Below are 14,520 nucleotides of genomic sequence, written 5' to 3' on the forward strand. Positions count from 1 at the left end.
CCCGCTTTAAAAGTTCAACGTTCCTTCGAATGAAAAGAGGCTGGCGGCAAAGTCATCGTTTGAGTTTGAGAGGTTGTGGTATTCAACATTCTTTAGCGAGGCGAGGAGCGAAATGTTGGACATGACCGGATTATCAACGGGAATGTTAATGTTAATGCCCAGTGATTGGGTCCGTTTTTTGATGTTTAAGGATTGCAGAACCCCGCTTTGGACCTCTCCGCCGTTTGACTCATCGGAGAGCTCGTAAACCAGTGAACCCCAACTAAAAAGCTGATAATTGGCTTTGCTGTTGATCACCGTTTTATCTAAAGTATTTCCGGCGATAAGGTCGTAGGTCTTTTTTAGGTTGTAGTCAGCGCTAAGGCTAAGTTTTGGGATGGCGTTAAAGGTCAGCGAGGCTGACAGAGTGTCATTCCTGGTCTCGGTGGTGACGGGAGAGGTTGGCGCATCATTGTTGTTCTTGTAGTCCTCGCGGCTGTAGCCAATACTGATTGGCAGGACCGGGATAGGGGTTAGGGAAAGGGTGTGTCCCTGGGAGAGAGACTTGGTGTAAGTGCTAACCTGTACGTTGCCGGAGGGGGCCCGTTGGATCGCGTCTGAAAGGGCAAAGCGGGAGGAGAGAGAGATCGCCCGGAAGGTAAAGACCGACCAATTGGCATCCCCCGCTTTGGTCCGGCCGATTGTTTTGAACGCGGTCCCGGTTTCAGGGATCGCTTCGCTCCTTGAATAGCTCCCGCCAAAAGTCAGCCAGCCAAAGGGGAGATATTTGCCGCTGACCGATGACCTTTCGGTCCGCGGGTTTTCCTGGTTGACGACATAAGAAACACGTTCCTGGCGGTTGTGGTCCAGCGAACCGGAAAGCCAGCTGATCGGCTGCAGGTCCATGTGATAAGTTTCGTTCAGGGTGTCGGACCGCGCTTCCGGCGTAGGCAGGTATTTTCTTTCAAAATGTTCCTGTCTGGAGGCTTGGGCGGTCCAGGATTGGAAGGCGCCAAGGCTTAGGCCGATCAAATTGAGCGACAGAGAATATGAATTGTCCTGAATATTAGTTTTGGCTGTTTCCGCTTCCAGAGAGTTCCGGGTAATAGGTTCGCTTTCCTGATGGTCAAGGCTGAAAGAGGCGTTCTTGGTCAAACTGCCGCTGACATTATAATGGAACGATCTGGAGATCGAAGTTGTTAGATCGGTCAAGTCGACGACATCGGTCTTTGACTGGCTGAAGCTGACGTCTCCCTTGGTCGCGACGGAAAGCTCACCCTTGGTGAAGGGGAGAGGGGTGATGCTGGCGGAATAAGAATCCTGGTCATTGTCGCTGTTATGCAGAGAGGTGGGGGTTGCCGGGTCGTCAAGGGAAGTGAACTTTCTGTAACTGAACCCAATAGCGGCCAAACCATTCGGATTGATACTGGTCGAAACAGAATGGTCCCAGCTCCTTGAGAATTTTTCATGGGAAACACCGATCGGGCTTTGGTTGTATTTATACGAGTAGGAGGTGCTCAGCGAATGGAAGCCCGGGGTAAGGCTCAGACTGTATTCTTCAGATTCCGAGCCGGCGCCGGAGGCGGCTGAGCCAAGCGGAGAAAAATCAAAGCCGACCTTTCTGGTTGAACCGCTAATGGCCAATTTATTATCAAAAAGAGACGTTCCCGCGCCCAGGCGGAAAGCAGTGTCCGATTTTACGCCGGCGACACTGGATGACCCGGCCGGGTCCTGATACATATATTCAACGACAATGGCATCGGCCGAAGATGGGGTTATATAGTAGAAAGAAAGATTAATGGTCCGTTTGTCAGGGCTACTGATAAAATAATCGGCCTCTTTGTTCAGTAAAAGATTGTTGACGTAAACCCTGTCACTGCCGTCAATAATATTTCCAGGGGAGGTGACAACGTAGTTTTTAGTGCCGTTCCCCCGGAAGCTTTCGATGCTGGTGTCGCCAATGATCACCTGGTCCGACTCGCTCTTGGCCCAGGAGGAGTCGATATGGAAAACATCGCCAATTTTAAAGCTTCCATCAACACCCAGCGCCGACATGGAAATGTCCTCGTTGGTGTCGGTTGAGGGGGGGACGTATTGATAGATCAATTGGAAGTTGGTGGTTGGCGACAGGAATTTGTTAAAGGTGATCGAGGAGTTGTCCTTGTTATAGTTAAAGAAATAGCCGGCATCGCCGGCGTTAGATTCAAAGCTGGAGTTACGGACGTACGTGGTAACGGTTGAGGAGCCCTGTTCCCAGACCTGGATCGTTTCCGACCCGGGGACAATATCTTTAACGTTCCTTAAATAATATGGCCCCTGGGAGCCGTTGCCGACCCCGGAATATTTGCCGACGATCCCTTTTTTATAGGTATAGGCGACGGTTACCTCGTCGGAAGCCAAAATGCTGTTGTTGACAAAAGCGATCGTTCCTGTCCCGTAGCCGTCGGTCAGGTCGGTCCGGTCGTTAATATAAGCAAGCTTGACGCTGGGGCTGGTTACGGCGTATCCGGTTGCCGGATCAACAGAGGTTGTTGGTACGACATATTCGGTTTCCCAGCTCATCGCGCGGCTGACCCCCCCCCGCTGGACCCGGACCGTGATCGTTGCTTCAGATGTAGGGGGGATCGGGCGGCTGGTCAAATAGGCAACCCCTCCTTTGTTGATGATGTCCTGTCCGCTGAATTGGTCGATCGCGGTTGCGGTTGGGGCCCCTCCCCCTTTTTTCGCGCTCTCTTTCAAATAAGTAACCCCGACCTTCATTTCCTTAGGGAACTGGGATGGGGCTTCTTGCAGAACGGCAATAATATTGTGTTTGTAGGAAATGAAAATAGTTGAGGTCGGGCCAACGACCATGCCGAACAATATCTGGCCGGTTTTATAGCTGATCGTATAATCAAGGTCGCGGACAAACAATTTGCCGTCAACTACGACCCGTTCACTTTCCGGGACGATCTCGGGATAGCGGGTATTATAAGGGCCGCGGCTGCCGATTCCGGGGATCGATTCGCTCTCGATGGAGGTTTGATAATATCGGTATTCAACGGTCAGCGCCTCCTCGGTTGAGGGAAGAAACCTGGTTAAAAGCTTGATCTCACCGGAATCGTAGCGAACGATATAATCTTCGTTCTTGATCAGCTTGGTCCCCATAAAGGTCAGGGTCTCGCTGAATTTTATAAGCGGAAAATTGTTCAAACGATACTGGCCTGAGGCCTCGTTTTCCTGTACATAGGCGTCCAACGAACCGATCGTTGGAAAGGTTTCCCTGACCGAGGTGACCAGAGGTTCCGGCTTTGGCTCAGGTTTGCCGATCTTTTCCGGATCAACGGTAAAGCGGGATTGCCAGCCAAAGAAATCACGGCGGGAAAGGGAAGGGAAAAACATATCAATTATATTGGTGTACTCATAGCTGTATTTGAACTCATCGGTCTGGCTCAGCTGGCGGGTAAAAGTAATTTTACCTTCAAAATAATCGATAGTGTAATCGGCGTTGCGGACCATTACATTGTTGTTTAAAAGGACGACTTCGGATCCCTCGACGATCCCCCCATGCCCCAAATTGTACGGGCCGGGGGTGTTATTCCCTTTTTGCGAGGTCAGGGCCTGGGTTTGGCTTTTCAATTTTGCGGAAGGGACGACGGTAACATCGTACCAGGTGTCTTTTGAGGTTAGCATGACCCCGTTCAAGGTTTTTGAGGCTGAAACAAACTCGTTGCCGGAGAAAGAGGCATTAATATCGCCAAAAGAAAGCTCGGTATTGTAGTATTTAACCTTAACATCAAAACGTTCGGGAGATTCCGGCTGCTGCTCCAGGTCGTAGCTAACGGAGAGGTCTTGAGAGAGCTGGCCAAGGATCCGCAACTGCAGGCGTTCCTGCCAGGGACCCCCGCTGTAGGTTGGATAGAAACCTCCTAACTGGGAGAGGGCGTTAAAGTACTGCTTGTCCGGAGAGACAGAGACGTTCTTGGTCTCGTATTTTTTATATCCGGAAATATCTATCTGCGGGTAGGTTTCAGACTGCGCCCAGGCCGGGGCCATAGTAAACCACAGCGCCGCCGACAGCACGATCAGAGCCCTAGTTGTGGCTTTAGCTTTTAACATCAAATGTGTTTTTTTAGGGAACGAACTTTTTAACGATCAGGGTCGCGTTATGGCCGCCAAACCCGAAGGATTCGGAAAGGGCGGTATTAATGGTCATTTTTCTTGCCTGATTAGGGACATAATCAAGGTCGCAATCGGGATCAGGGTTTTCATAATTAACAGTGGGTGGCGCCAAATCGTTCTGCGTTGAAAGGACCGTGGCAACAAATTCGACCGCGCCGGAAGCGCCAAGCAAATGGCCGATCATCGATTTGTTCGAACTGATCGCCAGTTTCATGGCATGCTTGCCAAATGCGGTCTTGATCGCCATGGTTTCGTATTTATCGTTCAGTTCAGTGGAGGTCCCGTGGGCGTTAATATAATCGATTTGATCAGGGTGAATATTCGCGTCCTTGAGCGCGGCCATGATCGCCCTGGCAGCCCCCTCCCCGCCCGGTGCGGGGGCGGTGATATGGTTGGCGTCGCCGCTCATGCCGTAACCGATGACCTCGGCATAGATCTTGGCGCCGCGCGCTTGAGCGTTTTCAAGAGACTCCAAAACAACCACGCCGGACCCTTCTCCCATAACAAACCCGCTCCGTTCTTTGTCGAAAGGACGGCTCGCTTTTTGCGGTTCATCATTGCGCGGGCAAAGCGCTCCCGCGGCGGTAAAACTGGCCAGGCCAAGTGGGGTGATCGAGGCTTCGCTCCCGCCGGCGAGCATCGCCTTGGCCGCTCCCCGCTCGATGCATTTGTAGGCTTCACCTATGCTGTTGGTCCCGGAAGCGCAGGCGGTAACAACGCAGGAGTTTGGTCCCTTTGCCCCCAAGACAATAGAGCTGTAGCCGGCTGCCATGTCGGCGATCATAAAGGGGACAGTGAAAGGAGAGATCCGGCTTGGCCCTTTTTCATGAAGCGTTCGGGCCGCTTCTTCAAGAAAGTCCAAGCCGCCAATCCCGGAGCCAATGATCACGCCAATGTCGTTGGCGTTTTCCGGGGAAATAATAAGGCCGGCGTCAGCAACCGCAAGCTTGGATGCGGCCACGGCGAATTGGATAAAACGAACCAAACGGCGGGCGTCTTTTTTGTCTAAATACTGGGACGGGTCAAAGTCTTTAACTTCAGCGGCGATCTTAATATCAAAACCGGTAGTGTCAAAGCGGGTGATCTTATCGATCCCATTCTTGCCGGCGATCAGGTTTTGCCAGAACAACTCCCTGCCGATACCGATGGGGGAGACAACCCCCAGTCCGGTAACTACGACCCTTGAAGAGGTCAAGGCTGCGCCTCTTTAAACTCTTTAACGATCTCGGCCACGATCTTAGCGGCCGGTTTAATGGTCCGGTCGGGGATCTTCCAGATATATTCGCCGGAAAAGACCACCCCGTTGTCGACGTCGCCAACCTGCGCGTTTTTAAGCGCCTGGATGATGCAATATTCATAAGAGCAGTGTTTCAGGCAAAAATCACAGCCAACCGGCTTTGGGGCCGTCTTGCTGAGGATCTTGGCGACCAGCGCGGTTTTGATCGCCCGGCCCGGCATGCCAACAGGCGAAGAGATCTTGACGATGTCGTCTTTGGTTGCTTTTTGATAAACTTCCTTGAATGCCGGGGCGGCGTTGCACTCTTCGGACAGGACAAAGCGGGTAGCCATTTGGACCCCATTGGCCCCGGCCTTAAAAGATTTAAGCATTTCCGCCCCATTGATGATGCCGCCGGCGGCGATCACCGGAAGCTTGACCGCTTGCCGGACTTCCGGCAGAATTTCCCAGATCGAACGGTCAGTCCCAAGGTGTCCGCCGGCCTCGACCCCTTCAACCACAATGGCGGTCGCGCCAAGCTTTTCGGCGGTGGCGGCCAGGCGGCCGGTGGAAACAATGGAAACTATAGGCGTATTGTTGTCGAGCCCGACCTTGAAAATGTCTCGCGAGAAGCCGGCTCCGGTAATGACCAGGTCGACTTTCTCTTTGATGGCAGTTTGGACCAATTCCCAAAACTCACGGGCGGCAAACATGATGTTGACGGCAACGATCCCGCCTGCCGCCCGTGCTCGAGCAATTTGGATCTCTCTGCGAAGTTCATCAAGAGCCATACCAGAAGCGCCGATCACGCCGATCGCCCCGGTCGAGGCGACCGCGCCGGCCAGCGCGCCGGTGGAGATGCGTACAGCCATCCCTCCCTGAATTATCGGGAGCTTTGCCGTAAATCTGCCAATGGTCAATTCTGGTAAGTTCATTGTTTTACTTCTTTCCGTGAGCCATCACGTAATTCATTGTATCTCCGATAGTCTTGATCTTTTCCGCGTCTTCGTCCGGGATCTCCATGCCGAAGGCTTCCTCCAGGGCCATGACCAGCTCAACCGTGTCGAGCGAGTCGGCCCCTAAATCATTGACAAAGGAAGATTCTCGGGTAATTTCCGATTCAGAAACGCCCAGTTGTTCCGCAACAACCTTTTTAACCGCTTCAAAAGCTTTTTGCTCGTCCATTCCGTCACCCCCTTTTTAAATAACAACGCATTCACTTCGCCGATCGAAACTTGCCTGTTTTATTAAATTGCGACTAACAATATTAATTTTCCAGCTGTTGGCAAGCGACCACAGCTTGTTGTTAGTTACATGTACATGCCGCCGTTGACCGCCAGGACCTGGCCGGTGATGTAATCGGCTTCTGGGCTGGCCAGGAAAACGGCCGCATTTGCTATGTCATCAGGTGAACCCAGCTTCCCCATGGGGATCTGGGACATCATCTTTTGCTTGACCTCATCGGTCAGCTTGTCGGTCATCGCGGTCTGAATAAAGCCCGGCGCGATCGCGTTGGCGGTGATATTGCGTGATGCAAGCTCCCGCGCGATCGTCTTGGTGAACGCGATCACCCCGCCTTTAGTGGCCGCGTAATTGGCCTGCCCAAAATTTCCCATCTGGCCAACTATACTGGCGATCGAGATTATTCTACCGTATCGTTGTTTCATCATCAAGGTGGAAACTGCCTGCGAGCAGTTAAAAACACCGGTCAGGTTAACCGCAAGAACTGCGTCCCATTCTTCCTTTTTCATCCTGATCAGGAGGTTGTCTTTGGTGATCCCGGCGTTATTGACCAGAATGTCGATCCGGCCAAAATGCTTATGAGCCTCGGTGATCGAGGCTTGGACATCCGAGAGGTCTGCAACATTGGTCTTGATGGGGTAAGTTTTAACCCCAAGCCTGGCGATTTCGTCAGCGGTTTGTTTAGCCAGGTCGAGGTTGATGTCGGAAACAACGATGTTTGCTCCCTCATTGGCAAAAGCAACAGCGATCGACTTGCCTATCCCCTGGGCGGCGCCGGTAATGAACGCGATCTTTTCATTTAATCTCTTCATATTTTTCCTCCTCGAAAACCTGCGAATAAACTTCGCGGTTTCCTCGTTATTTTTGGAAACCGAGACGTTTAGTCTACGGTTTCCAAAAACGATTTAACTTCTGCATTGGGATCGATCTTTTTGATCAACCCCGCCAACACCTTGCCAGGGCCGACTTCAATAAACTTGGTAACCCCACCTTCGATCATGTTTTTGACCGAATCTTCCCAGAGAACGGAACCTGTTACTTGCTCAACCAGCAGGTTTCTGATTTCAGGGCCGGTCGTGACCGGTTCGGCTGTAATATTTGAGTAAACCGGGATCCGGGCGTCATTAAAGGATGTTTTGGCAAGCTGACCGGCCAGTTTATCGGCAGCCGGCTTCATTAAAGGGCAATGGAAAGGGGCCGAGACCGCCAGTGGAATGACTCGTTTTACCCCGGCCGATTTTAATTTTTCCCCGGCTTGTTCAACGCTTTCTTTTTTTCCAGAGATCACAACCTGTCCGGGTGAATTAAAGTTTGCCGGCCAAACATTGCCGATTTCCCGGCAGATCTTAATGACCGTTTCTCTCTCTCCCCCCAGGATGGCGGCCATTGCCCCGGTCCCTTCGGGAACTGCTTCTTGCATGAAGCGGCCGCGCAGGTTAACAGTTTTAACCCCATCCTCGAAAGAGAGAACTCCGGCGGCATAAAGGGCGGAATATTCTCCCAGGCTGTGACCGGCAACAACAGTGGGCCTAATTCCTTTGCTAATGAGCAACTCTAACGCTGCAACGCTAACGGCAAAGATCGCCGGCTGCTGGATCTCGGTCCGTTTTAATTCCTCTTCGGGCCCTTCCAGGCAGATCTTTTTCAGGTCAAAGCCGAGGATCTCGTTGGCCCGGTCAAGATACGCTTCCGCAAAGCCCTGGCCCATGCCAATGGCTTGCGATCCCTGACCAGGGAAAACAAAGGCTAACTTCATAATTAATAAACCGCCTGTTTGCGCCTGATATTACTGGCGCAATTCTTTGAGCTTCCTGATCAGAAGCGGGATGATCTCCAGAGCATCGCCGACAATGCCGTAAGTCGCTACCTTGAAGATTGGCGCGTCAGGGTCTTTATTGATCGCGATAATGGTGTCGGCGCTTTGCATCCCGACCAGATGTTGGATCTTGCCGGAAATCCCGCAAGCGATGTAGAGCTTGGGGGAAACGGTTTTGCCCGTTTGGCCGACCTGATGATGGGCTGAGATCCAGCCGGCGTCAACGGTGGCCCGGGAAGCGCCGACCGCGCCGCCGAAAAGGGTGGCCAGCTCTTCCAGCAATACAAAATTCTTAGCGTCGCCAATCCCCCGGCCGCCGGAAACAATAATTTCTGCCTCGGCCAAGTTAATCTTGACGCTTTCGTCCTGCACGATGTCGAGCAATTTAACGGCAAGGTCTTCTTTGTTCAGGACCGGGCTGAATTTAATGATCTCCCCTTTGATCGGTTTGTCCAAGGGAACCTTTTTGAAGACTTTAGGACGGACCGTTGACATCTGCGGCCGATGGTTTGGGGAAACAATGGTTGCCATGATGTTGCCGCCGAAAGCGGGCCGGGTTTGCTGCAGGATCTTTTTTTCCGGGTCTATCGAGAGGCTGGTGCAGTCGGCGGTCAGCCCGGTGCCGATCCTGATCGCCAGACGGGCGGCCAGGTCCCGCCCCTGGGTGGTTGCTCCAAGCAGAAAAATTTCCGGCTTATGCTTGATGATCGTTTCCGAGATCGCCCGGGTGTAAGGTTCGGTGTGGTAGTGCTTCAGCTCTTGGTGGGTGACAAGATAAACCTTGTTTGCCCCATAACGGAACAAATGTTCAGCTTCTTCTGCGATCTTCTGGTCGCCGCAAAGGACGGCGGCAAGCTCGCACCCCAGGTCGGCCGCCAGTTTGCGCCCTTCAGAAAGAAGTTCGTAGGTTACCGCCTGGATCTTTCCCTCGCGCTGTTCGGCAAAGACCCAGACGTTTTTGTAGGCGGAAAGGTCTTTGGCCGCAGAGAGCTCTTTTTTTAATTCAATGGCCTTAAACTTGCAGGTCTCGACGCAGGCCCCGCATAAAGTGCAGACATCAAGGTTGATCGAAGCCTTTTTTTTCGGCTTAGCTTCGCCGCTTGCCGGGGCCTCAACCATGCTGATCGCCGCAAATGGGCAACCTTTTACACACAAAGTGCAACCAGTGCATTTATCAAGCAAAATTTTAATGCTCATAATAATGTCCTTTTAAATATAAAAGTTAAACGAGCTTACGCTCTTTTAATTTGCCTAACAGGGCGCTGGCCATTTCTGATGGTTCGCCGGCGAGCATTTCGCCTCCCCCTTTTGGTGGGGGAGAAAAAATCTTGACGACCTTAGTGGGGGAGCCATTAAGGCCGGTATTAGCTGGATCGGCCGATATTTCCTGGGCGTTCAATGATTTGATTTCCGCTTTTTTGGCTTTCATCATACCTTTCAAAGAAGGGAGACGCGGTTCGTTTATCTGTTTAACCACTGTGATCAGACAGGGGAGCGGGATAGAAACAATTTCGTTTACTTCTTCGAGCAACCGCTCGACTTTTAGTTCTTTGCTTCCGGGTTCAGCGCCGATCTTAACGGCAAAGGTAACCTGGGGTAAATTGAGCCATTCGGCGATCCCTGGGCCGACCTGGGCGGTATCACCGTCGACGGCTTGTTTGCCGCAAAGGATCAGGTCAAACGTGCCGATCTTTTTAATTGCTTGGGCTAAAGTGTACGAGGTCGCCCAGGTGTCGGAGCCGGCAAAGGCCCGGTCAGAGGCCAGATAGCCTTCGTCTGCCCCCATGGCGATCGCGGTCCGGAGCGCTTCGGCCGCTTGCGGGGGACCCATAGTAACAACGACGACTTTTCCGCCGTGCTGATCGCGAAGCTGCAAAGCGGCTTCCAGCGCGTTCTCATCCATCGGGTTAATGATCGATGGAACACCGTCTCGAACCAAAGTATTGGTCTCGGGGTTGATCCTGACCTCGGTCGTATCGGGGACCTGTTTGATGCAGACAACGATATCCATGCTACTTCTTGGCGCTTTCCTTGATCAATGCCAAGCCGATCTGATTTCGTTGGATCTGGTTGGTCCCTTCATAGATCTGGGTGATCTTTGCGTCGCGCGCCATTTTTTCGACCGGATATTCTTTCATGTACCCGTAGCCGCCAAAAACCTGGATCGCGTCGATCGTTACCTTCATGGCAACATCAGAGGCAAAAAGTTTGGCTTCAGAAGCGGGGAGGGTAAAGTTTTTATGTCCGGCATCGATCATCTTTGCTACGGCGTAAACTAATGCCCGGGCCGCTTCGATCTGGGTCGCCATATCGGCCAGCATATGTTGGACCGCTTGCAGGCTGATGATCGGCTGACCAAACTGGACGCGTTGTTTGGCGTATTTTATTGCTTCGTCGAGTGCCCCTTGCGCGATCCCCACCGCCTGCGCACCAATGCCCGGGCGGGTCATATCCAGGGTTTTCATCGCGACAATAAAGCCCATTCCTTCTTTTCCAAGCAGCTGGCTTTTATGGATCTTGCAATCCTGGAAGACCAATTCGCGGGTGGCGGAACAGCGGATCCCCATTTTATTCTCTTTTTTGCCAAAGGTGAAGCCGGGAGTTCCTTTTTCCACTATAAAAGCGGAGGCGCCGCGGGGGCCTTTGGTTTTGTCAGTGATCGCGATAACGGTATAGGTGTCGGCTTCCCCGCCGTTGGTGATCCATTGCTTGGTTCCATTGAGAATGTAATGGTCGCCGCTTTTAACGGCGGTTGTCTCCAGACCGGCGGCATCGGAGCCGGCGCTTGCTTCCGTTAAGCCAAAAGCGGCCAGTATTTTTCCTGCTGCGATCGGGGGCATATATTTCTTTTTTTGTTCTTCAGAGCCAAAAAGCAGGATGGGAGTCGAGCCCAAAGCGGAAGCGGCAAAGGTTACTCCCACGCCGCCGCAGATCCGGCTGATCTCTTCGGTGGCCAAACAAAAGTTAAAAACGCTTTGTCCCATTCCGCCCAACTCTTCAGGAATGTATAGACCGCAAAGGTCCGCTTCCGCATAAGCCTTGAGCGCCTCCCATGGGAACTCGCCGGTTTCATCCCATTCGGCTCGCTTGGGAAGCGCTTTCTCCAGGGAAACCTTTCGGGCCAGGTCGCGGACCATCTTTTGTTCGTCGGTCAATAAATAATCTAACATTTTTACTTAATTCCTCCTACCAAATAATAGCGTTGGCCCCATAAGTCAAACCAGCCCCAAAGCCGGACAAGATAACGAGGTTGCCGCTTTTTAATTTCCCTTCAGCTGCCGCCTCGTCAAGGGCGAGGGGAACAGAAGCCGCTGAGGTGTTACCGTATTTGTGGAGATTAACATAAACTTTTTCTTTTGACAACCCCATTTTCTTGGTCACATGGTCGATAATTCTAATATTTGCCTGATGGGGAATGAGCAGGTCAACGTCGGCTAACTGCCGTCCGGAGTCCTTGAGGACTTCGTTGACCGATGACTCGAGCGCCCGGACCGCGAACTTGAAAACTTCTTTTCCATCCATCCGGATAAAACGGCTGTTTTTACATTCCGGATCGCGGCTTCCTCCTCCTGGCATTACCAGGGATTGCCTAAGATGTCCCTCCGCTTTCCAGAAGTTGCTGATTACCCCTTTGTTTTGGTCCGCCCGTAAAACGACCGCCCCGGCCGCATCGCCAAAAAGGATGCAGGTTCCCCGGTCGGTCCAGTCCAGATACTTGGTTAGCGTGTCAGCCCCAACCAAAAGGATCGTTTTGTGGCGCCCGCTCTCGATAAGGCAGCTCGCGACCGCCAGGCCATGGTTAAAGCCGGCGCAGGCGGCAGACAGGTCGAAGGCGGCCGCATTGACAGCTTTGAGCTTGTCCTGCAGGATGCAGGCGACGGAAGGAAAAAGAGTGTCGGGCGAAGTTGTGCAAACAATGATAACCTCTATCTCTTCGGGGAAAACCTTTGCTTTGACGAGCGCCCTTTCCGCGGCGACGATCGCCAGGTCAGAGGTTGCTGTTAATTCGTCGGATACCCGCCGTTCAATTATCCCGGTCCGTTCCCTGATCCATTCATCCGATGTTTCAACGAGTTTGGCCAGATCGTGGTTGGTGACTATTTTACTTGGAACACAGGAACCGGTCCCAATGATCCTGGCTTTCATGGCTGGGCCTCGATCTTGGTGATCCGTCCGACCAGGTCTTGCTGGATCGCCTCCATAGTTGCACGGATCGCGTTTTTGATCGCTTTTGCCTTAGCCCGGCCATGGGCCTTGAAAACGACCCCATTGATCCCAAGCATCGGGGCTCCACCGTATTCGTCGTAATCTGTCCGCTTCTTTATCCCGGCAAATGCGGGGAGAAGGAGGAAGGCGGCAAAATAGGTGATCGGGTTCTTTGTTAGCTCTTTCTTAAAAAGGTCGAGCAGGAAGCTGCTGACCGACTCCCCGAATTTAAGGATCAAATTTCCGACAAATCCGTCGCAAACGACAACATCGACCTCTCCGGCGAACATTTCTTTTGGCTCAACGTTTCCAAGAAAGTTGATCGGGGCTTCTTTGAGCAGCGGCCACGCTTCGGTCACCAGCTCATTCCCTTTTTCTTTTTCTTCCCCGATGTTAAGCAGGCCAACCCGCGGGGCTTTGACGTGCATGACGCATTCGCTGTATTGCGATCCCATCTCGGCAAATTGTTTCAATTGCTTTGCTTTACAGTCGGAATTGGCCCCGATATCCAGGATCAACAACGGGTTTTTTTGGGTAGGAAACAGTCCCGCGATCGCCGGTCTCTCGATCCCGGGGATCCGGCCCAGGCCAAAAAGGGAGGCGGCCATTAACGCGCCGGTGTTGCCGGCGGAAACGATCGCCATGGCTTCTTGTTTTTTCACCAGGGCGACGGCGACATTTAACGAGGAATCCTTTTTTTGTTTGACGGCGGATACGGGGGACTCGCTGTTGGTGATCACTTCTTCGGCGTTGATCACGGAGATTCTGCCAATTTTTTTGTATCTGGAGAGCTCCCGGTTGATCTTGTCCTTTTTGCCGACCAAAACAAGTTCAACCGGGAGATCAAGCGAAGCCTGAACCGCTCCTTTGACGATCTCTGCGGGAGCAAAATCACCCCCCATGGCGTCAATCGCGATGCGGATCACTTATTTCTTCCCTTTCTTCTTCTCCTTAAGCTTTAAGACCTGCTTTCCTTTGTAGCTGCCGCAGGCCTGGCAAGCCTGGTGAGGGAGGGCCGGAGCCCCGCATTGAGGGCACTTGCTGACGTTAGGGGCGGTCATTACATAGTTGGAGGCCCGTCTTTTTCCCTGCCTTGAATTCGAATGTCGTTTCTTTGGTACTGGCATATTTACACTCCTTTACAATTATTATCGCATAGCGACTTGATCGGCAGAGAGAGCAGGATATTCTGACGGATCAATTCGTTTAGGTCGATAGTGTTATCCTTTTCGATCGGATAAACAAAATCACTTTCTTTCAGCTCGGTTTCTTTGCCAACGGACTGCTCCAGGTCTTGTCTGGCATAGGTTTCTGAAACCTCAAGGGTGATCGGCTGTTTAAAACTATTCAAACAACGCGAACATTCAAGTTCAGCCTCGGCCTGGATCGTTCCTTTTACCAGGACCGAGTTCCCGGTATTGGTCAGATGAAGCCGGACCAGGACCGGCTTCGTCAGGATAAGCCCATCCTCGGGAAACGAGAGTTTTTCAGAATCCTCGACATCCCCTTCGTTTCCAACCTGACGAAGTAGTTCGGTCAGCTCAATCTTCACAACAAACAGAAATTATACTTAAAAAAGGGGGTAATTGTCAAATTTATCGGGAATTATCCGGCCCTCGGGTGGGTGTGGTCGTAAACTTTTTTAAGCCGGTCTTTTGTAACATGAGTGTAGACCTGGGTGGTAGAAAGCGAAACATGGCCCAGAAGCTCCTGGACCATGCGGAGGTCTGCCCCCCCGTCAAGAAGATGGGTAGCAAAGGAATGGCGCAGGGTATGCGGCGTCACCTTTTTATTTATGCCGGCTTTTTTCGCGTAAAACTTGATCAGCCGTTCGATCTGTCGGGCGGTTAGCCTGGTGCCAAGCCTCCCAAGAAAAAGGGCCTGGCTTTTTCGGCCAACA

At 52.2% G+C, this 14,520-nt stretch carries 14 protein-coding genes; all 14 read right to left on the reverse strand.

Annotation, left to right across the window (positions count from 1 at the left end; all coding sequences use genetic code 11):
* Positions 1-6 precede the first annotated feature (6 nt).
* Complete coding sequence (locus tag KKF06_02935) at positions 7-4,077, reverse strand: hypothetical protein (protein ID MBU1616724.1); 4,071 nt, start codon at positions 4,075-4,077, stop codon at positions 7-9.
* A 13-nt stretch (positions 4,078-4,090) separates the two neighbouring features.
* Positions 4,091-5,335, reverse strand: a complete 1,245-nt coding sequence (gene fabF / locus KKF06_02940; GenBank protein ID MBU1616725.1) for a beta-ketoacyl-ACP synthase II — start codon at positions 5,333-5,335, stop codon at positions 4,091-4,093.
* Complete coding sequence (locus KKF06_02945; protein MBU1616726.1) at positions 5,332-6,291, reverse strand: nitronate monooxygenase; 960 nt, start codon at positions 6,289-6,291, stop codon at positions 5,332-5,334. The genes fabF and KKF06_02945 overlap by 4 nt, the downstream gene beginning before the upstream one ends.
* A gap of 4 nt (positions 6,292-6,295) precedes the next feature.
* Positions 6,296-6,541, reverse strand: coding sequence for an acyl carrier protein (gene acpP / locus KKF06_02950; GenBank protein MBU1616727.1), 246 nt, complete (start codon positions 6,539-6,541; stop codon positions 6,296-6,298).
* A gap of 125 nt (positions 6,542-6,666) precedes the next feature.
* The gene (gene fabG, locus KKF06_02955; GenBank protein MBU1616728.1) at positions 6,667-7,410 is read right to left on the reverse strand and encodes a 3-oxoacyl-[acyl-carrier-protein] reductase; all 744 of its coding nucleotides are present in this window, start codon (positions 7,408-7,410) and stop codon (positions 6,667-6,669) included.
* 68 nt (positions 7,411-7,478) lie between these two features.
* Positions 7,479-8,357 (reverse strand): ACP S-malonyltransferase, encoded by an 879-nt coding sequence (gene fabD / locus KKF06_02960; GenBank protein ID MBU1616729.1) that lies wholly within the window; start codon positions 8,355-8,357, stop codon positions 7,479-7,481.
* A 27-nt stretch (positions 8,358-8,384) separates the two neighbouring features.
* A complete protein-coding gene (locus KKF06_02965; GenBank protein MBU1616730.1) occupies positions 8,385-9,611 on the reverse strand; it encodes an electron transfer flavoprotein subunit alpha in 1,227 nt (408 codons plus the stop codon).
* Positions 9,612-9,636: 25 nt separating this feature from the next.
* Entirely contained in the window at positions 9,637-10,425 is a 789-nt protein-coding gene (locus KKF06_02970) for an electron transfer flavoprotein subunit beta/FixA family protein (GenBank protein MBU1616731.1), read from the reverse strand.
* Between the two features lies 1 nt (position 10,426).
* Positions 10,427-11,584, reverse strand: coding sequence for an acyl-CoA dehydrogenase family protein (locus KKF06_02975; protein ID MBU1616732.1), 1,158 nt, complete (start codon positions 11,582-11,584; stop codon positions 10,427-10,429).
* 16 nt (positions 11,585-11,600) lie between these two features.
* Positions 11,601-12,560, reverse strand: coding sequence for a ketoacyl-ACP synthase III (locus KKF06_02980; protein MBU1616733.1), 960 nt, complete (start codon positions 12,558-12,560; stop codon positions 11,601-11,603).
* A complete protein-coding gene (gene plsX / locus KKF06_02985) occupies positions 12,557-13,543 on the reverse strand; it encodes a phosphate acyltransferase PlsX (protein ID MBU1616734.1) in 987 nt (328 codons plus the stop codon). The genes KKF06_02980 and plsX overlap by 4 nt, the downstream gene beginning before the upstream one ends.
* Positions 13,544-13,546: 3 nt before the next feature.
* A complete protein-coding gene (gene rpmF, locus KKF06_02990) occupies positions 13,547-13,747 on the reverse strand; it encodes a 50S ribosomal protein L32 (GenBank protein ID MBU1616735.1) in 201 nt (66 codons plus the stop codon).
* 2 nt (positions 13,748-13,749) lie between these two features.
* Positions 13,750-14,172 carry a DUF177 domain-containing protein gene (locus KKF06_02995; GenBank protein MBU1616736.1) on the reverse strand — a complete coding sequence of 141 codons (423 nt, stop codon included), beginning with the start codon at positions 14,170-14,172 and terminating at the stop codon, positions 13,750-13,752.
* A gap of 53 nt (positions 14,173-14,225) precedes the next feature.
* Positions 14,226-14,520: tyrosine-type recombinase/integrase (locus KKF06_03000; protein ID MBU1616737.1), on the reverse strand; the 295-nt coding region annotated here is incomplete at its 5' end.

It is taken from the genome of Candidatus Margulisiibacteriota bacterium, assembly GCA_018822365.1.
Lineage (GTDB): Bacteria > Margulisbacteria > WOR-1 > O2-12-FULL-45-9 > XYB2-FULL-48-7 > XYB2-FULL-45-9.